A 19,978-nucleotide genomic window follows, 5' to 3' on the forward strand; every position below is an offset into this window, starting at 1 on the left:
AAAATCAAGGAAAATCAGTATTTTCAAGGAGTTTTTAAGGCATGATAAAAATACTTTTCATATGCCTCGGCAACATCTGTCGAAGCCCACTCGCCGAGTTCTACTTTAAAGACCTCGTAGCAAAACACAACCTTTCCGCTGAATTTTATATCGAATCCGCGGCGACCTCCTATGAGGAGACCGGAAACCCGGTACATCCCGGAACGCGAAAGAAGCTGGCGGCGGCAGGTATCTCCTGCGCGGGAAAGACCGCGAGATGTATGGAGAGGGAGGATTACCGGAAATTCGATTATCTGATCGGGATGGATCAGGCAAATATCCGGAATATAACGCAGATCGCGGGCGGTGATCCCGAGAAGAAGATCTATAAGATGCTGGAATTTGCCGGGGATGGCTGGAAGGAGCTTAAAGCCGGAAAGCGGAACCCGGATAAGGTGCCGGATGTGGCGGATCCGTGGTATACCGGGAATTTTGATAATACCTGGCGGGATGTGACAGCCGGGTGTCAGGGACTTTTAAAATTTCTGTTATAGTTGTGCAAATATTTCGACTTGAAATAGGGCTACCGCAATCCCACTGGCTTTAGACGGTGGGTTAAGGTAGCCGGAAGTGGAGGTTTGTGCTATACTTGCGTTATGGGAACGTGGAAATCAAAAAACAGACACAAATATTTGTTACAGTATCATATTATTTTCGTATGCAAGTATAGAAAGAAATTGCTGATGTCAAAACAAATATCAGATGATATAAAGCAGTTTTCTTATGAGATATGTCAAAAGCATAAAGTCATTATCAGATATATGGAGGCAGATAAAGATCATATTCATTACATGATAGAAACAGAACCAACAATGTCTATCAGTAAAATAGTAAATCTGATGAAGAGTTATACAACCTATCATATTTGGAAAAGATATCCGGATTATCTACGAAAACATTTCTGGAAAGAACATAACTATTCAGTGCCTTCATAGTTACGAGCAAAAATCCATTCCAGATCAGCTTCGCTGATGGGATTTTTGCTTTCTGGCCTATGTGTTCTTACGGTCAGCGCAGCATGTGCGCAGACCTACTGAATAGTTACGAAAGAACATACTTTTTGGACGGACGGATATTTTGTCTGCAGTGTAGGAAATGTTTCAGAAGAGATGCCCCGAAAATATATAGAAAATCAAGGGTAGAAAGGTGGCGGCAGTGGGTGTTAAAAGCATATAAATACAGGATATATCCTAATAGCGAACAAAGAATTCAGATTGCAAAAACATTTGGCTGTTGCCGTTTTGTTTACAATCAGACATTGGCATATCGGAAAGAAATATACGAGAAAGAGAAAAAGTCAGTTAGTAAAACGGATTGTAATAATTACTGTAACAGAGAATTAAAGAAAGACTATGAATGGTTAAAAGCAATAGATAAATTTGCTCTGACCAACGCAATCTATAACATGGACGCCGCATATCAAAAATTCTTTAAGGAACATGCGGGATATCCAAAATTCAAGAGCAAACACGATAACCATAAATCATACACAACAAACTTCACAAATGGAAACATTGCGGTAGATTTTGAGACAGGGAAGATAAAATTGCCAAAATTAAAAGCGGTAAAAGCAAGGTTACACAGGGAATATCGTGGGCAGATTAAGTCAGCGACCGTTTCGCAGGTTTCCAGTGGAAAATACTATGTGTCCATACTTGTAGAAACGGAGCATAAGGAACTGGCACATACAAATCATAACATAGGAATCGATTTAGGAATTAAAGATTTATGTATTACTTCCGATGGGAAGGTATATGAGAATCTAAAAATCATAAAAAAATACGAGAAACAGCTTGTAAAGCTGCAAAGGCAAGTGTCACATAAAGGAAAGAGAAGCAAGAACTATTATAAAACAAAGAAAAAGATAGCATTATGCCATGAGAAAATAAGGAATATAAGAAAAGATTATCTACATAAAGTTTCACATGAGATTATTGGCGAAAACCAAGTGATAGTTTCAGAGAATTTACAGATAAAAAACATGGTAAAAAATCATCATCTGGCAAAAGCCATAAGTGATGTATCATGGTATGAGCTGACAAGACAGTTAGAGTATAAGGCAAAATGGAATGGCAGGAAATACATCAAAATAGATACATTTTATGCTAGTAGTCAATTATGTTCTGTTTGCGGGTATCAGAATCCAGATACAAAAGATTTGTCAGTGAGGACATGGATATGTCCGAAATGCGGAGCAGAACATGACAGGGATATCAATGCCGCGAAAAATATACTGACAGAAGGATTAAGACAAATAGCATAAAGAAATATATAGGGCAGGGACTGCCCAAATTAACGCCTGTGGAGATAGTAGGTTACGAGGTCGATGAATCAGGAAGCCCATTAGCTTAAGACAATGGGTAGTTCACCCTGGTCAGATAAGCCACACCTTTTTCCGATCGTGAATTATCGTAAATTCATATCGGCGGGAGTAGTGGCTCTGACTTGATTGACAACATGTGCTTACAAAAAGGAGTGAATCTTGATATGGAGCGTTCCTATCAATATGATATAGTAGTTGTTGGCGGCGGTACTGCAGGTGTGGCCGCGGCAGTCGGAGCGGCGAAGGCTGGAGCGAAAACGCTTTTGGTGGAGCGGAATGCTTATCTCGGAGGAGAGGCGACGAACTCAGGAGTTAATTGCTTCTGTGGATTTTATACATGCGGATCGGATCCGGTGCGGGTGGTGAAAGGGATCGGGCAGCTTGTGCTGGATGAGATGAGGGCACTGGGTCCGACGATCGCTGAGGAGATTTCCGCATCCGGGAACCGGGATATTATCTTTCAGCCGGAATATTTGAAATGCGCGCTGGATAACCTGTTGGAAAAGGAACATGTGGATTATTTTTTACATACGGTGCTGATCGGGGCAGAGACTGTGGAGAATACGATCCGGACGATTCAGTGTGCGGATGATGAAGGCCTGTTTACCGTTTCAGCAAAGGCATTCGTGGATGCAACTGGAGACGCAAATCTGTCCAGACTTGCGGGTGCGAAGCTCATATGGGGAACCGATGGCGGACATCCGCAGGCAGCGACGCTGACCTTCCGGCTGAGCGGTGTGGCAGCGGATGTGGATCTGTCACCGGCGGCGGTTGAGCGGGCAGTGGTGAGAGCGAAGGCAGAAGGGATCAGAAACCTTACCAGAGAAAAAGGATTTATTCTCAAAATGGAAAATTCTGGGATCGTCCATGTACTTCTTCCGAGCATTATTCCGGAAGGACTTTCAGCGGAAGAGATGACACGGATGGAGAGGGAGACGAGGAAACAGGTGCTCGGGTATATCCAGGCGTTGAGAACTTATATGCCGGGAATGGAGCACAGTGAGCTGGCGGTGATCGGACCATCGATCGGTTTTCGGGAGACGAGAAAGCTGGTGGGAAAGGAGACGATCACGGCGGACGACGTGATCTCCGGGAGAAAGCGCCCGGACGGTGTGGCCCGGGGCGGATGGAAACCGGAGATTCACAGGGATGTCAACAAGATGGCGACTTATATGGAAGTGAAGTCGGGAAGCTATTTTGACATTCCTCTCGGGGCACTTCAGTCGGAGAATGTGAAAAATCTGTTTGGGGCAGGGAGAATGATCTCGGCGGATGAGGCGGCATTTGCGGCTGTGCGTGTTATGGGAACATGCTTTGCGACCGGGCATGCAGCAGGCGTCGGGGCGGCGTGTCTGGCGGTGGATGAAAGAGCGGAGATCGAGCATGTCAGGGAAATATTGAAGGAGCAGAATGCTTTGGTATAAATATTCAGAAATTGCAGTGAAATAATATGGCAGCCGTTCTATTGGTGGAAAAGAGAACTAAGCAATTGAAGCAGTTGAAATACAAAAAGGACCTGCGAGCGTCAGGTCCTTTTTGTAAATAGTTTATCCGATCTCCGGATCCGTAGGATCCCAATCCTGACCTTCCGGAATCTTCTCGGCTTCCGGTCTGTCAAACGGTGCTGGAAGATTGTCGCCTACGGTGACGACAGTGCCGGACGGGCAGTGGTCGTAGATCCATTTGCAGTCGGCAACGGTCATGCGGATGCAGCCGTGGGAGGCAGGAGCGCCGAGTTTGTTGTATTCCTCAGCGGTAATGTTGTGAATGCTTGTGGTCTTTCCCGGGACGCTGTGGAAGAGGATGTTGGTGTTGCCGAGTCTTGTACAATATTGACCGTATGTGGACTCGACGAGGGCATGCCATCGGTATTTGCGTGTGGTTTTAAAGGTTCCCGTTGGAGTCTGGGAATTTTCTTTTCCCGGGGAACAGATAAAGGTCCGGTAAGGAATGATATATCCGTTTCCATCATCCGGGGCATATACGGTTACCTGGCAGCGGGCACGGTCCACAACGATCTGGAAAGACTGTGCAGAGAGGATGCCCTCAAGGTTCTGGACCAGCGTGCAAGCATTCTCATCGAAGTAGAATTTGTATCCGTCAATATACTGCCATCCCTTGACGGCATGACCCGCAGCGTCGAAATAGTACCAGCTTCCGTCCGAGCTTCTCCAGGCGTTCGCAGCGAGCTCGCCGCCCTCGTCGCGGTAGATAAGCCCGCCTTCCTGTTCATGAAGTCCGGTTGGAAGGTCCTGCACCGGCGTTTCACGTTTCTGTACCTGTCCACTTACGGTCCAGAATCCGTCGGAATTTACCTGGAAACCGTCTGGTGTTCTTGTGTCCGCCATCATAAAGCCGTTTTTATCGAAATAATAGCATTCCTCCAAGCCGTCCTGATCTCCGTCGATCCAGTACCAGCCGTCGGCGGCGCTTGTATTGTCATCGGTATAGTATTTCCACTGGTTCGGTCCGCCCTCGTTGGACCATGTTCCGGCATAGGCTATAGCCGGATTCGCGAGCATGACCGCAAAAACAGTCCCGAGACCTGCGTAAAGTGCATTTCTTGATTTCTGATTCATGATCTGATTCTCCAAAGTTTTCTTCCTACCTATTGTAGGTACATTCTGTCGAAAAGGCAATCATTTTTTTCGACAAACTTTGCGTTTCAACAGAGTGTCGGACGAAAAAAGAACCGCTCGTCTGTCGCAGGACATCCTACTGGCAGACGGCGGTCTTTGCAATCTAGGAATTACCCAATTTTCTTATCTTCCTGCACCGGCTCACAGGTAAGTCCGATGCCGAGCTTCTTAAAGACATTCTTATCTACATTGGACAGCATAACTGTTGTGTGTACCTGGCAACCGCGGAGCTTCGGGAGCTGTTCTAAAGCGATCCTTGCGTTCTCGTCGGTAGCAGCACAGGTGGAGAGGGCGATGAGCACCTCATCGGTGTGCAGTCTCGGGTTGCCGCTGCCGAGGTAACGGACCTTTAATTCCTGGATCGGAGCGATGGACTCCGGGGAGATCAGGTCGATGGAGTGGTCGATTCCGCCCAGCTCCTTCACTGCGTTTAAGAGAACGGCAGCGGAAGCGCCGAGGAGCTCCTTTGTCTTACCGAGAACGATCTTTCCGTCCGGGAGTTCCAGGGCAGCAGCCGGGGCATCTGTCTCTTTCGCAAGATTTACAGCGGCAGGAACAACAACGCGGTCCTTCGGGGAGATCTTTGCCTGCTTCATGATCAGTTCGATCTTGTATGCCTCGTTCTGGCAGGAATCATCTTTTACGACCTTCTCAAGAGCCTGGTAGTAGCGGCGGATGATCTCCTGGCAGGAAGCCTCGCGGCATGCCTCGTCATCGAAGATGCAGAGACCGGCCATGTTGACACCCATATCGGTCGGGGATTTGTACGGGCATTCGCCGAAGATTCCCTCAAAGATGGCGCTGAGCACAGGATAGATTTCAACGTCGCGGTTGTAGTTGACGGTGGTCTTTCCGTAAGCCTCGAGATGGAACGGGTCGATCATGTTCACATCGTTCAAGTCTGCAGTTGCGGCCTCGTAAGCTAAGTTTACCGGGTGCTTTAACGGCAGGTTCCAGATCGGGAATGTCTCGAATTTCGCGTATCCGGCCTTTACGCCGCGCTTATTTTCGTGGTACAGCTGGGAAAGGCAGGTCGCCATCTTTCCGCTTCCCGGCCCCGGAGCTGTAACGACAACGAGTGGACGTGTCGTCTCGATATAGTCATTCTTTCCGTAACCTTCATCGCTGACGATAAGCGGAATGTTGCTCGGATAGCCGTCGATCTCATAGTGGCGGTATACCTTAAGGCCAAGCTTCTCCAGCTTGTGTTTGAACTGCTGGATCGCCGGTGTGTCAACGTAGCGGGTAATTACGACACTGCTGACATAGAGTCCGCGGTCGGTGAATACATGGATCAGGCGCAGCACATCCAGATCGTATGTAATGCCCAGATCGTAGCGGACCTTGTTCTTTGTGATATCAGCGGCATTGATGGCGATGACGATCTCTGCCTGGTCAGCCAGCTGCATGAGCATGCGGAGCTTGCTGTCCGGCTCGAAGCCCGGAAGTACACGGGATGCATGGTAATCATCGTACAGCTTGCCGCCAAATTCCAGATATAATTTATCGCCGAATTTGCTGATCCTCTCGCGGATATGGTCAGACTGCATGGCGAGGTATTTGTCGTTGTCGAAACCCTGCTTGATCATTTGTTTTTCTCCTCTTAATAGTCATATTAAATGAAAATGAGCCGGTCTGGAGCTTCCAGGAAAGACATCCGGCTGAAACAGCTGTGGGGCAGACATCCGGATCATTTTCAAAAAGTTTTCGTACCTGCGGCTTTTGGCAGCCGTTCGTACCTATCTATCTATTATCCATCAAAAACCTCATTTTGAACAGTAGTTTTTTAATTTTTCTTTCCCAAATCCATATACTTATGATATTATGGTGGTAACTTGAGTTCTTATCTCCTGGCAGATGATGAAATAAACTGCAGGAAAACTTAATGGCAGTAGTGACGGAGAAAAATCAGTATTCCCTGTTGACAAGGAATCAATAAATGTGCCAGTCTCCGTGAAATTACTGACTGTGGATTGAAATAAAGGATGAGCGAACATGAAAAAAATGCTATTTGCGTTCTCCATGGCGGGTCTGTTCCTGTTATCGGCATGCAGCAGACCGGCGGCGGAGGAGACTGAGACAGCAGGGACAACAGCCGGGGCGGAGAGCACCCAGGAGACCAGCGGTGTCCTGGTGATCGAGGATGCTGGGGAAGATAAAAATAAGACGATCTCCGTGCGGATCGTGGACTCCTCGAACCCGGCGCTTCCGGGGCGCGAGGCGAAGAAGGTCCGCGGCATCTACATTACGGGACCGGTGGCAGGAAATGAGGAAGTCTTAAACAGTGTTCTGGACGGTGCCCTGACTGCGGGAATCAACGCGGTGGTCATCGACTTCAAGGAGGATCAGGGACGGATCACATGTCCGGTGGATGCGGCGACGGTGAACGAGATCGGCGCCAGTATCCCGTATGTGCGGGACATGAAAGAACTGATCGAGAGCCTCAAGGAGAAGGATCTCTATGTGATCGCGCGGGTCGCGGCCTTCAGGGATTCCTATCTCGCGGAGAAGAAGCCGGAGTGGAGCCTGAAACTGCCGGACGGCAGCCTATACCAGGACCGCCAGGGAATGTACTGGGTGGATCCGCACCGCCAGGAGGTCTGGGAATATCTTCTGGAAGTCGGAACGGAGGCGAAAGATCTCGGCTTTGATGAGGTCCAGCTTGACTATCTGAGATTCCCGAACGAGGCGTCGGCGGGTCAGGTCGTCTACGACGAAGCAGTGATCCGGGGGCGTTCCAAGACGGATACGATCCTGGAGTGTACCAAGTATTTATATGAAAATCTCGCGTCCCAGGGACTTTTCGTCTCTGCGGATGTGTTCGGCACGATCATCGGAAGCGGCGTGGATTCCACTGCCGTCGGACAGAATTATACGGAGATGGCGAAGATTCTCGACTATATCTGCCCGATGATCTACCCGTCCCACTACAGCTCTGGAAACTTCGGGCTGGAACACCCGGATACGGAACCGTATAAAACGATCTTCGGGGCACTTCAGAAATCTGGAAAGGTCCTGCTGGATGCATCGAGAGCCGACAACCATGAGAGCCGCCAGGCGATCGTCCGCCCGTGGCTTCAGGACTTCACAGCCACATATCTCGGGGAAGGAAATTATATCACCTACGGAAATGCTGAGGTCGCGGAGGAAGTCCGCGCCGTCCAGGATGCAGGATACGAGGAGTGGATGCTGTGGAGCGCGGTGAATAAGTACCATTTAGAGGGACTTTCCGGGGACGGAAGCAGCGCAGCGGCAGCGGAAGTTCCGGGCGAAGGCGAGGCTGGTCCGGATGGCGGAGAAACATCTGCAGGGACAGAGTCCGAAACGGCTCAACAGTAAAAATGGAGAACAAAATGAATCAGATTCGTAAAACACCAGTGCCGGGAGAATTCTACCGGCACTTTAAAAATAAGTTATATCAGATCATCGTGGTTGCGACCCACTCGGAGACCGGGGAAGAAATGGTAGTCTACCAGGCGCTCTACGGGGACTTCAAGATCTGGGTGCGTCCGCTTGACATGTTTTTAGAGGAAGTTGACCGGGAGAAATACCCGGATGCGGTGCAGAAGTATCGGTTTGAGAGAGTACGGCTTGTAAAGCCACAGAATGCGGAAAATTCCGCTCAGAATGCAGCTCAGCCAGTGCGGCAGGTACCAGCAGAACAGAAGCCGTCGGCAGACAGCGACAGCAGCGCCAAAAACACCACCGCCCAGGCCCCAGATGAAGACCAGCCCGTCAACCAGGAGCTCCTGGACTTCTTCGATGCCATGGACGAAAAAAACTATGATCTGATGCTGGAATGCCTGACAAAGCTCCAGACCCATGCAACCCAGAAAGAACTGGATGATATCTGCATGGTTCTGGACATCCATCCGCCGGTGGGCTGCGATGATGTTGGATCCCAGATCATGTTCATCAAGCGCCACCTTGCGATGATCAGAAAGTTTGACGGGGAGAGATTGCGTTGACAGAGAATGATATTCCTTTCAATATTGAAGAAGAATTAAAAAAACTCCCAGCATCGCCGGGAGTTTATCTCATGCATGATAAGCACGATGAGATCATATATGTAGGAAAAGCCATAAGCTTGAAGAACCGTGTGCGCCAGTATTTCCAGAGCAGCCGGAACAAGACGGCCAAGATCGAGAAGATGGTATCCAGGATCGCGAGATTCGAGTATATCATCACGGACTCCGAGCTGGAGGCCCTGGTTTTAGAGTGCAACCTCATCAAGGAACACCGCCCTCGGTACAACACGATGTTAAAGGATGACAAGACATATCCCTACATCAAGGTCACTACGGACGAGCCGTTCCCGAGAGTCCTGTTCTCCAGAACCATGAAAAAGGACAAATGCCGGTATTTCGGACCATATACCAGCGCCGGAGCGGTGAAGGACACCATCGACCTGATCCACAAGCTCTGGAAGCTCCGGACATGCAGCAGGAATCTTCCGAAGGACATCGGAAAGGAACGTCCGTGCCTGAACTACCACATCAAACAGTGCTCAGGGCCGTGCCAGGGCTATATTTCCGAGGTGGAATATAAGAAATCTGTCTCCGAGGTCATCGAATTTCTGGACGGAAAGTACACTCCGGTGCTGACGATGCTGGAGGAAAAGATGATGGCGGCCTCCGACGCGATGGAGTACGAGCAGGCTATCGAGTACCGGGAACTCTTAAACAGCGTGAAGCAGGTCGCCCAGAAGCAGAAGATCACGAGCCATAGCATGGAAGACCGGGATGTGATTGCCATGGCGAGGGACGACGCGGACGCTGTGGTGCAGGTATTCTTTGTCCGGGATGGAAAGATGATCGGCCGGGAACATTTCCGTGTCTCCGCATCCACGGCAGACAACAATTACCAGATCATCGGAAGCTTTGTAAAACAGTTCTACGCGGGAACTCCATTTATCCCGAGAGAGATATGGGTGCAGGAAAAATTTCCGGAGATGGATCTCATCGCAGAGTGGCTCACGAAACGCCGCGGTCAGGCGGTAAAATTCCTGATCCCGAAAAAAGGCCAGAAAGAGCGACTGGTGGAGCTTGCGCAGAAGAACGCGAAGCTTGTGCTTGACCAGGATAAGGATAAGATCAAGAGAGAAGAACTCCGGACCATCGGCGCCATGAACCAGGTGGGAGACTGGCTGGGGCTGGAAAAAGTCCGCAGGATGGAGGCCTACGATATCTCCAATATCAGCGGTTTCGAGTCCGTTGGTTCCATGGTAGTCTTCGAGGACGGACGTCCGAAGCGGAATGATTACCGGAAATTTAAAATAAAGACCGTTCAGGGACCCAACGATTACGCGTCCATGGAAGAGGTGCTGACCCGCCGGTTCACCCATGGCATGGAGGAGCTGGAAGAGGAGCGAAAGAACCAGGAAGACGGGGCGGAAGCGCCGGATGGAAGCTTCGGAAGCTTTACGCGGTTCCCAGACCTGATCCTCATGGACGGCGGCCGCGGACAGGTGAACATCGCGCTGAGTGTGCTGAGCGAACTGAAGCTTAACATTCCGGTCTGCGGCATGGTAAAGGATGACAATCACCGGACCAGGGGACTCTACTATAATAATGTTGAGATCCCCATCGACCGCCATTCCGAGGGCTTCAAGCTCGTGACGAGGATCCAGGATGAGGCACACCGGTTCGCCATCGAGTACCACAGAAGTCTGCGAAGCAAGGCACAGGTACACTCAGTCCTCGACGATATCGAGGGCATCGGACCGGCGAGAAGAAAAGCATTGATGCGCCGGTTCAAGTGCCTGGAGGCGGTGCGTGATGCAACCTTGGAGGAGCTTGAGAGCACGGAGGGCATGAATAAGCGGGCGGCGGAGAGCGTCTACGCCTATTTCCGCGAGAAGGACCGTGCGCCGGAGATCACGGAGTAAATGCACGGGATGAAGCAGGAAAATCTCGTGACATTCGGCCTGTGATATGATAGGATGGAGATAACTGTGCGCAGAGCTGTAAATTTATATCAGAAGCGATGCCGACAGGATATAAGATAAAAAGAACAGTATTGTAACTGTTCAGTAGGTCTGCGCACTTGCTGCGCTGACCGTAAGAAAACATAGGCTGGAGGGCAAAAATCCCATCAGCGAAGCTGATCTGGAATGGATTTTTGCGTGTAACTATGAAGGTACTGAATAGTTACACAGTATTTTAAATCGATAGAATAGCTGCGAATTGTTCCGAAGAACTGCCGCCATGATTCGAGGCAGCGGCCAGATACAGGAAAGGAGAACTATGCCATGTACGGAGTTACAATAGCTGAATTAATAGAAAAAATGGATTTCAAAAACCTGACCCCGGAGCTGGACTGCGAGAAGATCGTTGTCTCCCACCCGGACGTGAACCGTCCGGCGCTTCAGCTCACCGGATTCTACGCACATTTTGACAATGAGCGTGTACAGATGATCGGAAACGTGGAGATCGCGTACCTCTCCGGGCTCACAAGAGAGCGCCGGATCGCCATGTATGACAAGCTGATCTCCAGCAAGATCCCATGTCTCGTGTTCTGCAGAAACCAGACACCGGAGCCGGAGGTCGCAGAACTCTGCAGTCATTACGGTGTTCCGTGCCTGCTCTCCGCAAAACCGACATCCGATACCATGGCGGAAGTCATCCGCTGGCTGAAGGCAAAACTTGCCCCGTGCATCAGCATTCACGGCGTTCTCGTCGATGTATTTGGCGAAGGCGTTCTGATCACAGGCGAGAGCGGAATCGGTAAGAGCGAGGCCGCCCTGGAGCTCATCAAGCGTGGACACCGTCTCGTAAGTGATGACGTTGTGGAGATTCGCAAGGTCAGCGATGAAACTCTCGTCGGTTCCGCCCCGGATATCACAAGATATCTCATCGAGGTGCGCGGGATCGGCATCATCGACGTGAAGACCCTGTTCGGTGTCGAGAGTGTAAAAGATACCCAGTCCATCGACATGGTCATCAAGCTCGAAGAGTGGGATAAGAATAAGGAATACGACCGTCTCGGACTTGAGGACCAGTACACGGAGTTCCTTGGAAATAAAGTTGTCTGCCACAACATTCCGGTCCGTCCGGGACGTAATCTGGCAGTAATCGTAGAGTCCGCGGCGGTCAACTACCGTCAGAAGAAGATGGGCTACAACGCGGCCCAGGAGCTCTACAACCGCGTGCAGGCGAATATCGCTAAAAGAGGCGAATAAAAAGGAGAAACATTCATGGAAATCAGAACAAATGAGCCGATGGCGCGGCACATATCATTCCGCGTCGGCGGTCCGGCAGACCGGTTCATGATTCCGGAATCAGAGACAGAACTCCGCGAGGCGGTCCTGGACTGTAAAAAGTCAGGACAGCCCTGGTACATGATCGGCAACGGAAGCAATCTCCTCGTGGGAGATAAAGGTTTCCGTGGCACGATCATCAGCACAGAGCGTCTCGCTGAATTAGAAGTTCAGAAAAACGAAAACATTATCATCGCCGGGGCAGGCGTGATGCTCTCAAAGCTTGCGAACACGGCGGCGAGAGAGGAGCTCACCGGCCTGGAGTTCGCAGCGGGAATCCCGGGAACCGTCGGCGGTGCGGTCATGATGAATGCGGGCGCTTACGGATCCGAGATGAAGAACGTACTCCTGTGGGCGGATGTGATGGACCAGGACGGAAATGTGAAGCTGATGAAAAACGAGGAGCTGGAGTTGGGATATAGAACGAGCTGTCTGGAGCGCCTGGGACTTTTCACAGTCCGCGCGGCATTCAAGCTGACACCTGGCGATCCGGAGGTGATCCGGTCGCAGATGGAAGAGCTGGCAAGAAAGAGAAAAGAGAAGCAGCCGTTAGAATACCCGAGCGCCGGAAGCACCTTCAAGCGCCCGGAAGGATATTTCGCCGGAAAACTGATCGAGGATGCCGGTTTAAAGGGATTTTCCGTCGGCGGAGCCGCGGTCTCCGAGAAACACGCCGGATTCGTGATCAATAAGGATCATGGAACGGCGGCGGATATTTTGGGACTTTGCAATGAGGTAAAACGCCGGGTAAAGGCGAGTTCCGGGGTAGATCTCGAGCTGGAAGTAAAACTCTTAGGTGAATTTTAAAGGTGCACAATACAGGGAGGAATTCTCGTTGAGACTTGTAATCGTGACAGGCATGTCGGGCGCAGGAAAGACCACGGCATTAAAAACACTGGAAGACATGGGCTTCTATTGCGCCGACAACCTGCCGGTCCTTTTAATTGAAAAATTTGCGGAGCTGGTCATGAACGGACAGAGCGAAAAGCAGGACATCGCCCTGGGTGTGGATGTCCGAAGCGGTGAGGAGCTGCCGTATCTGGAGATTATCATCCGGAAATGGAGAGAAAACAAATACCCGTTCTCGATCCTGTTCCTGGATTCCTCCGATGAAGTTCTTATCAAGCGCTTCAAGGAGACGAGACGCAGCCATCCGCTCTCAAGAAACGGCCGCGTGGAAAAGGGAATCGAGCTGGAGCGGGAGAAGCTCGCCTTCTTAAAAAAAGAGGCGGACCAGGTCATCGACACCAGCAGACTTCTGACAAAAGAACTGCGCCATGAGCTGGAAAATCTCTACAGCGAAGCGGATGGATGCAGCAGCATGTTCATCACAGTCGTGAGTTTCGGTTTCAAGTATGGGATCCCGGCGGATGCCGACCTGGTGTTTGACGTGCGCTTCCTCCCGAATCCCTACTATGTGGAGGAACTCCGGTTCCATACGGGAACGGAGCAGGCGGTACAGGACTATGTGATGCAGGGTGGTACCGGGGAAGAGTTCTTAAAGAAACTGAATGATCTTCTGGAATTCGTGATTCCGAAATATGAACAGGAAGGAAAAACGCAGCTCGTGATCGCGATCGGATGCACCGGCGGACGCCATCGTTCGGTGACGATCGCAGGAGAAGTATTTAAGCGTCTGACGGAGTCCGGGCGGTACGAGATCCGGCTGGAACACAGGGACGCGGGGAAGGATGGAGGAAAGTAAGTATGTCTTTTTCTTCCAGGATCAAGGAAGAGCTTTCCAGGCATATGAGTCCGGCAAGGCATTGCCAGATCGCCGAAATTGCGGCGATTTTAAGCCTTTGCGGACGGATCCAGATTTCCGGGGACGATCATTACAGCATCAAGATCCACACGGAAAATGTGACAGTTGCCAGAAAGTGCTTTACATTATTGATAAAAACATTTAATATAGAAACTGATATCTCTATACGGCGGAATGCGCACCTGGGAAAAAACAGGATCTATTCAGTCTGTGTGAAACAGCATGAGGATGCACTCCGCGTATTGAAAGCCACAAAACTTCTTACGGAGGACGGAGAGGTCGGAGAGAATCTTTCCGTTGTGGGAAATGTGGTCGTACAGAACCCCTGCTGCCGCAGGGCATTTCTGCGCGGCGCTTTTCTTGCATCCGGCTCCATCAGTGATCCGGAGAAGTTTTACCATTTTGAGATCGTCTGCGCGACAGATGCGAAAGCCCGCCAGATCCAGTCCATTATGGCAACGTTTGACATTGATGCAAAAATTGTCATCCGCAAACGCTATTATGTGGTATATATTAAAGAGGGGAGCCAGATCGTGGATATCCTGAATGTGATGGAGGCCCATCTGTCACTGATGGAACTGGAGAACATCCGCATCCTGAAAGAGATGCGCGGAAATGTCAACCGCCAGGTCAACTGCGAGACGGCAAACATCAACAAAACAGTGTCAGCCGCTGTGAAGCAGATCGAGGATATCGAGTTTATCCGCGACACGGTAGGCTTTGAAAGTCTTCCAGATGGTCTTGCGCAGATTGCAAAGGCAAGACTTTTAAAACCGGAAGCGACGCTGAAGGAACTGGGCGAAGACCTGGAACCGCCGGTTGGAAAATCGGGTGTCAACCATCGATTGAGGAAGCTTGGTGAGATGGCGGAGAAACTGCGGGAACAGGGAACCGAAACGTGAATGGAGACTAGTAAGCGCCATTCTTTGTGCAATTGAGGAGGATTATTATGACAAAACGTACGGTGACTATCGAACTTGCTTCTGGTCTGGAGGCTCGACCGATTGCGATGTTAGTGCAGCTTGCAAGCAGCTATGAGAGTACAATTTACGTCCAGAGCGACAACAAAAAGATCAATGCCAAGAGCATCATGGGCATGATGACACTTGATCTTCCGGTCGGCGAGCAGGTGGTCGTGACAGCGGACGGAGTGGACGAAGAGAAAGCAGTAAACGATATTGAAAAATATTTAAGCAACAACTAAGAGACATGTCTGTATATAGTGACATTACGGGACTGCCGCCTTTCGGGGTGACAGTCCTTTTGCAATTGATGATAAAAAATACGGAGGAGACAGATGGCATTTACACACTTGCATGTCCATACAGAGTACAGTCTTTTGGACGGATCCAGTAAAATAGGAGAGCTGGCGGCGCGGGCAAAAGAGCTTGGCATGGACAGCATGGCGATCACCGATCACGGTGTCATGTACGGGGTGATCGATTTTTACCGGGCAGCCCGTGCGGCCGGGGTCAAACCGATCATCGGCTGCGAGGTGTATGTCTCCCCGGGCTCAAGATTTGACCGCGAGACTGTACACGGCGAGGACCGTTACTACCATCTGGTCCTTCTCGCGGAAAACAATACAGGATACCAGAACCTGATGAAGATCGTCTCCAAAGGCTTTGTGGATGGCTTCTATTATAAACCGAGGATCGACGAGGAGGTCATGCGGGAGTACCACGAGGGAATCATCGCTTTAAGCGCCTGCCTTGCCGGAGAAGTCCCGAGATATCTGGAGAAAGGTCTCTATGAGGACGCGAAGGCGGCTGCAAAACGCCATCTGGAGATCTTCGGCGAGGGCAATTATTTCCTTGAACTTCAGGATCATGGGATCCCGATGCAGCGCCAGGTAAACCAGGGGATCATGCGACTCTCAAAAGAATTAAATATCCCGCTTGTGGCGACAAACGACTGCCACTATATCAACGCCGAGGACTGGGAGGCCCATGATATCCTGCTCTGTATCCAGACAGGGAAAAAGGTCTCCGACGAGAACCGTATGCGCTACGAGGGCGGACAGTACTATGTGAAGTCCGAGGAGGAGATGCGCAGACTCTTCCCATACGCCCCGGAAGCCATCGAGAACACCCACAAGATCGCGGAGCGCTGCAACGTGGAGATCGAGTTTGGTGTCACAAAACTCCCGAGATTCGATGTGCCGGAGGGCTACGATTCCTGGGGCTATTTAAACCACCTCTGCGATGAGGGCTTCGCGATGCGCTATCCGAATGATGACGGAACGCTCCGCGCCCGCCTGGATTATGAACTCGGAACCATCAAGAGCATGGGCTACGTGGACTACTTCCTGATCGTGTGGGATTTCATCAACTTCGCGAAATCCCATGGGATCGCTGTGGGACCGGGGCGGGGTTCCGCGGCGGGAAGTATCGTGGCGTACTGCTTAAAGATCACGGACATCGACCCGATCCGGTATCAGCTCCTCTTTGAGCGTTTCCTGAACCCGGAACGAGTATCCATGCCCGATATCGACGTGGATTTCTGCTACGAGCGCCGTCAGGAAGTTATCGACTACGTTGTGGAAAAGTACGGGAAGGACCAGGTGGCCCAGATCGTCACTTTCGGTACCCTGGCGGCCCGCGGCGTGATCCGCGATGTGGGGCGTGTCATGGACCTGCCCTACAGCCTCTGCGACCAGGTATCGAAGATGGTCCCGGCGGAATTAAATATCACGTTGGACCTGGCACTCAGGAAAAACCCGGAATTAAAGGCGCTATATGATTCAGATGAGCAGGTAAGAAAGCTCATCGACATGTCAAAGCGACTGGAAGGACTCCCGCGCCACACCTCCATGCACGCGGCGGGCGTCGTGATCTCCAGGACCTCCATTGACGAGTATGTCCCGTTATCGAGAGGTGCCGACGGCACCATCGTGACCCAGTTTACGATGACGACGCTGGAAGAACTGGGCCTTTTAAAGATGGACTTTCTGGGACTCCGCACACTCACCGTCATCCAGGACGCGGTGAAGATGATCGAAAAGAACTGCGGTGTGAAGCTCGATCTCGAGCACATCGATTATGATGATAAAAAGGTCATGGATTCTCTCGGAACAGGAAAGAACGAGGGCGTGTTCCAGCTGGAAAGCGGCGGCTTCAAGACCTTCATGAAGGAATTGAAGCCGACTACCCTGGAGGATATCATAGCCGGAATCTCCCTGTACCGTCCGGGTCCAATGGACTTTATTCCGAAATATTTAAAGGGAAAGAATGACCCGGAATCCATCACCTACACCTGCCCGCAGCTGGAGCCGATCTTAAAGCCGACCTACGGCTGTATCGTCTACCAGGAGCAGGTCATGCAGATCGTCCGAGATCTCGCCGGATATACCCTCGGCCGAAGCGACCTTGTGCGCCGTGCCATGTCGAAGAAAAAGGCGGCGGTCATGGCGAAGGAGCGCCAGAACTTTGTTTACGGAAATGAGGAAGAGGGCGTAAAGGGCTGTATCGCCAACGGGATCGACGAGAAGACGGCAAACCAGATTTACGATGACATGACGGACTTCGCAAAGTACGCCTTCAACAAGTCCCATGCGGCGGCCTATGCGGTGGTTGCATACCAGACCGCGTTTTTAAAATATTATTATCCAAAGGAATTCATGGCGGCGCTCATGACCTCCGTGATGGACAACACCACGAAGGTCTCCGAGTACATTCTCGCCTGCCGGAACATGGGAATCCCGATCCTGCCGCCGGATATCAACGAGGGATACAGCGGCTTCTCCGTATCCGGAAACGGTATCCGTTACGGACTTTCCGCCATCAAGAGTGTGGGCCGGGCCGTGGTTGACGTGATCATCGCCGAGCGTGAGAGCGGCGGTCTCTTCAAAAACCTCGATGATTTTGTGTCCAGAATGTCCAACAAGGAAGTCAATAAGAGAACGCTGGAGAGCTTCATTAAATCTGGTGCCCTGGACACACTTCCGGGAACGAGAAAGCAGAAGCTTATCGTTTCCGGCGACCTTCTGGAGAGCAAGTCAAAAGAGAAAAAGACGGTCATGGAAGGCCAGATGAGCTTCTTTGACATCGCCCCGGAGGAGGAAAAGGACAACTTCCATATCACGTTCCCGGATGTGGGCGAGTATGACAAGCAGACACTTCTGGCATTCGAGAAGGAGACCATCGGCATCTATGTCAGCGGTCATCCGATGGAGGAATACCGGGAACTCTGGGAGAAAAATGTGACGGCGAGAACTTCCGATTTCGTTGTGGATGAGGTCGGAAAGACCATTGTGGAGGATAATTCCAATGTGGTCATCGGTGGAATGATCACGTCGAAAAAGGTGAAGACTACAAAGACGAACCAGCTCATGGCATTCATCACCGTTGAGGATCTTGTGGGAACGGTGGAAGTTCTCGTGTTCCCGAAGATCTACGAGAAGAACCGTCAGGCGTTCACCGAGGAAAACAAGGTGTTTATCCGCGGCCGGGCGTCCATCGGTGATGACCCGGTAGGAAAGCTGATCTGCGAGGAAGTGATCCCGTTCACCGATATCCCGAATGAGCTTTGGCTTCAGTTCGAAAATCAGGCATTCTACGCGAGCCACATCGACGATGTCATGGCGGCACTCCGTGATTCCGACGGAAAAGACCGGGTCATTATGTATTTAAAAGAAGAACGGAAAATGCGCAGACTTTCCGAAAACTGGGCAGTCCTCGCAGGGCCGGATCTTCTAAACCGCCTGTATAAGATCCTTGGTGAAAAAAATGTCAAAGTTGTGCAAAAGGTCATTGAAAAGAAGGGCAAAGTGTATTAAAATGTAACTGTTTGGTAGGTCTGTGCATTCACTGCGCTGACCGTAAGAGAACATTGGCTGGAAGGCAAAAATCCCATCGGCGAAGTCGATCCGGAATGGATTTTTGCATGTGACTGCGAAAAAACTGAGCAGTTACATTAAAATAAGGACGTGTACGGCGAATGATTGACAGAATTTTTTTATGGAGGAAACCCATATGTCAAAGAAAGAAGTCAGAACGATCGGAGTATTGACCAGCGGCGGAGATGCCCCTGGAATGAATGCGGCAATCCGTGCGGTTGTAAGAACCGCTATCAATAAAGGCCTGAAGGTAAAGGGAATCATGCGTGGCTACGCCGGACTCCTTCAGGAAGAAATCGTAGATATGGACAGCGTCAGCGTTGCGGACACGATCAACCGCGGCGGTACGATCCTTTACACAGCCCGCTGTGAGGAGTTCACAACTGAGGAAGGCCAGAAGCGTGGCGCTGAGGTATGTAAGAAACATGGTATCGATGGTATCGTTGTGATCGGAGGAGACGGTTCCTTCCGCGGTGCCGGAAAGCTTTCCGCTCTCGGAATCAACACGATCGGTCTTCCGGGAACCATTGACCTTGATATCGCCTGTACCGACTATACGATCGGTTTCGATACCGCTGTAAACACAGCGATGGAAGCCATCGATAAAGTCCGTGATACTTCCACCTCCCACGAGCGCTGCAGTATCATCGAGGTTATGGGAAGAAATGCCGGATATATCGCTCTCTGGTGCGGTATTGCCAACGGCGCGGAGGATATTCTCCTTCCGGAGCGCTACGACGGCAATGAGCAGTACCTGATCAACCGGATCATTGAGAACAGAAAGCGCGGCAAAAAGCATCACATCATCATCAACGCTGAAGGAATCGGACACTCCACTTCCATGGCAAGAAGGATCGAGGCGGCGACAGGTATCGAGACCCGTGCCACCATCATTGGCCACATCCAGCGAGGCGGTACACCGACCTGTAAGGACCGTGTTTACGCGTCCATTATGGGTGCGAGAGCTGCAGAGCTTCTGGCGGAAGGAAAGAGCAACCGTATCGTAGCCTACAAGGACGGCAAGTTCGTGGATTTCGATATCCAGGAGGCACTGAATATGAAGAAAGACATCCCGGAGGAGCAGTACGAAGTAAGCAAACTTCTCGTGCGCTAACTG

General features: G+C 50.8%; 16 protein-coding genes and 1 pseudogene. 15 read left to right on the top strand and 2 right to left on the bottom strand.

Annotated elements, in window-relative coordinates; all coding sequences use genetic code 11:
* The first annotated feature begins 41 nt into the window (after positions 1-41).
* From DWY93_RS08800 to DWY93_RS08820, 5 genes and pseudogenes are all read left to right on the top strand, one after another.
* Entirely contained in the window at positions 42-533 is a 492-nt protein-coding gene (locus tag DWY93_RS08800; RefSeq protein WP_117470051.1) for a low molecular weight protein-tyrosine-phosphatase, read from the top strand.
* A gap of 102 nt (positions 534-635) precedes the next feature.
* Complete coding sequence (gene tnpA / locus DWY93_RS08805) at positions 636-974, top strand: IS200/IS605 family transposase (protein ID WP_242990570.1); 339 nt, start codon at positions 636-638, stop codon at positions 972-974.
* Positions 975-1,085: 111 nt separating this feature from the next.
* A pseudogene (locus tag DWY93_RS08810) lies at positions 1,086-1,181 on the top strand (transposase); the annotation flags it as partial.
* Between the two features lie 17 nt (positions 1,182-1,198).
* Positions 1,199-2,302 (top strand): IS200/IS605 family element RNA-guided endonuclease TnpB, encoded by a 1,104-nt coding sequence (gene tnpB / locus DWY93_RS08815; RefSeq protein WP_117470050.1) that lies wholly within the window; start codon positions 1,199-1,201, stop codon positions 2,300-2,302.
* 224 nt (positions 2,303-2,526) lie between these two features.
* On the top strand, positions 2,527-3,786 hold the full coding sequence (locus DWY93_RS08820; RefSeq protein ID WP_117472246.1) for an FAD-dependent oxidoreductase: 1,260 nt from the start codon (positions 2,527-2,529) through the stop codon (positions 3,784-3,786).
* A 123-nt stretch (positions 3,787-3,909) separates the two neighbouring features.
* On the opposite strand, the gene DWY93_RS08825 is transcribed toward DWY93_RS08820, so the two are convergent.
* Entirely contained in the window at positions 3,910-4,941 is a 1,032-nt protein-coding gene (locus DWY93_RS08825; RefSeq protein WP_133304047.1) for a L,D-transpeptidase, read from the bottom strand.
* 170 nt (positions 4,942-5,111) lie between these two features.
* Positions 5,112-6,587 carry a DUF1846 domain-containing protein gene (locus DWY93_RS08830; protein WP_117470130.1) on the bottom strand — a complete coding sequence of 492 codons (1,476 nt, stop codon included), beginning with the start codon at positions 6,585-6,587 and terminating at the stop codon, positions 5,112-5,114.
* Positions 6,588-6,996: 409 nt separating this feature from the next.
* Between DWY93_RS08830 and DWY93_RS08835 the strand changes: the two genes are divergently transcribed.
* The 10 genes from DWY93_RS08835 (at position 6,997) to pfkA (ending at position 19,975) form a co-directional block, all read left to right on the top strand.
* Entirely contained in the window at positions 6,997-8,340 is a 1,344-nt protein-coding gene (locus DWY93_RS08835; protein ID WP_117470047.1) for a putative glycoside hydrolase, read from the top strand.
* Positions 8,341-8,354: 14 nt separating this feature from the next.
* Entirely contained in the window at positions 8,355-8,969 is a 615-nt protein-coding gene (locus DWY93_RS08840) for a DUF1653 domain-containing protein (protein WP_242990571.1), read from the top strand.
* Entirely contained in the window at positions 8,966-10,888 is a 1,923-nt protein-coding gene (gene uvrC, locus DWY93_RS08845) for an excinuclease ABC subunit UvrC (RefSeq protein WP_347465916.1), read from the top strand. The genes DWY93_RS08840 and uvrC overlap by 4 nt, the downstream gene beginning before the upstream one ends.
* Before the next feature lie 363 nt (positions 10,889-11,251).
* Positions 11,252-12,181 carry an HPr(Ser) kinase/phosphatase gene (gene hprK, locus DWY93_RS08850; RefSeq protein WP_015552599.1) on the top strand — a complete coding sequence of 310 codons (930 nt, stop codon included), beginning with the start codon at positions 11,252-11,254 and terminating at the stop codon, positions 12,179-12,181.
* Positions 12,182-12,196: 15 nt separating this feature from the next.
* Entirely contained in the window at positions 12,197-13,066 is an 870-nt protein-coding gene (murB, locus tag DWY93_RS08855; RefSeq protein ID WP_117470046.1) for a UDP-N-acetylmuramate dehydrogenase, read from the top strand.
* A gap of 28 nt (positions 13,067-13,094) precedes the next feature.
* A complete protein-coding gene (rapZ, locus tag DWY93_RS08860) occupies positions 13,095-13,964 on the top strand; it encodes an RNase adapter RapZ (protein WP_117470045.1) in 870 nt (289 codons plus the stop codon).
* Between the two features lie 2 nt (positions 13,965-13,966).
* Positions 13,967-14,926 carry a DNA-binding protein WhiA gene (gene whiA / locus DWY93_RS08865; RefSeq protein ID WP_015552597.1) on the top strand — a complete coding sequence of 320 codons (960 nt, stop codon included), beginning with the start codon at positions 13,967-13,969 and terminating at the stop codon, positions 14,924-14,926.
* Between the two features lie 47 nt (positions 14,927-14,973).
* The gene (locus DWY93_RS08870; RefSeq protein ID WP_015552596.1) at positions 14,974-15,228 is read left to right on the top strand and encodes an HPr family phosphocarrier protein; all 255 of its coding nucleotides are present in this window, start codon (positions 14,974-14,976) and stop codon (positions 15,226-15,228) included.
* A gap of 93 nt (positions 15,229-15,321) precedes the next feature.
* Positions 15,322-18,801, top strand: coding sequence for a DNA polymerase III subunit alpha (locus DWY93_RS08875; RefSeq protein WP_117470044.1), 3,480 nt, complete (start codon positions 15,322-15,324; stop codon positions 18,799-18,801).
* 196 nt (positions 18,802-18,997) lie between these two features.
* Entirely contained in the window at positions 18,998-19,975 is a 978-nt protein-coding gene (gene pfkA, locus DWY93_RS08880) for a 6-phosphofructokinase (protein ID WP_015552594.1), read from the top strand.
* Positions 19,976-19,978: the final 3 nt, after the last annotated feature.

This window comes from Clostridium sp. AF28-12 (assembly GCF_003435225.1).
GTDB lineage: Bacteria > Bacillota > Clostridia > Lachnospirales > Lachnospiraceae > Pilosibacter > Pilosibacter fragilis.

What these genes read in the sequence shown, in the direction of transcription:
- DWY93_RS08800 (WP_117470051.1), top strand. Translation starts at nt 42, where the DNA reads ATGATAAAAATACTTTTCATATGCCTCGGCAACATCTGTCGAAGCCCA.
- tnpA (WP_242990570.1), top strand. Translation starts at nt 636, where the DNA reads ATGGGAACGTGGAAATCAAAAAACAGACACAAATATTTGTTACAGTAT.
- DWY93_RS08820 (WP_117472246.1), top strand. Translation starts at nt 2,527, where the DNA reads ATGGAGCGTTCCTATCAATATGATATAGTAGTTGTTGGCGGCGGTACT.
- DWY93_RS08825 (WP_133304047.1), bottom strand. Translation starts at nt 4,941, where the DNA reads ATGAATCAGAAATCAAGAAATGCACTTTACGCAGGTCTCGGGACTGTT.
- DWY93_RS08835 (WP_117470047.1), top strand. Translation starts at nt 6,997, where the DNA reads ATGAAAAAAATGCTATTTGCGTTCTCCATGGCGGGTCTGTTCCTGTTA.
- DWY93_RS08840 (WP_242990571.1), top strand. Translation starts at nt 8,355, where the DNA reads ATGAATCAGATTCGTAAAACACCAGTGCCGGGAGAATTCTACCGGCAC.
- hprK (WP_015552599.1), top strand. Translation starts at nt 11,252, where the DNA reads ATGTACGGAGTTACAATAGCTGAATTAATAGAAAAAATGGATTTCAAA.
- murB (WP_117470046.1), top strand. Translation starts at nt 12,197, where the DNA reads ATGGAAATCAGAACAAATGAGCCGATGGCGCGGCACATATCATTCCGC.
- whiA (WP_015552597.1), top strand. Translation starts at nt 13,967, where the DNA reads ATGTCTTTTTCTTCCAGGATCAAGGAAGAGCTTTCCAGGCATATGAGT.
- DWY93_RS08870 (WP_015552596.1), top strand. Translation starts at nt 14,974, where the DNA reads ATGACAAAACGTACGGTGACTATCGAACTTGCTTCTGGTCTGGAGGCT.
- DWY93_RS08875 (WP_117470044.1), top strand. Translation starts at nt 15,322, where the DNA reads ATGGCATTTACACACTTGCATGTCCATACAGAGTACAGTCTTTTGGAC.
- pfkA (WP_015552594.1), top strand. Translation starts at nt 18,998, where the DNA reads ATGTCAAAGAAAGAAGTCAGAACGATCGGAGTATTGACCAGCGGCGGA.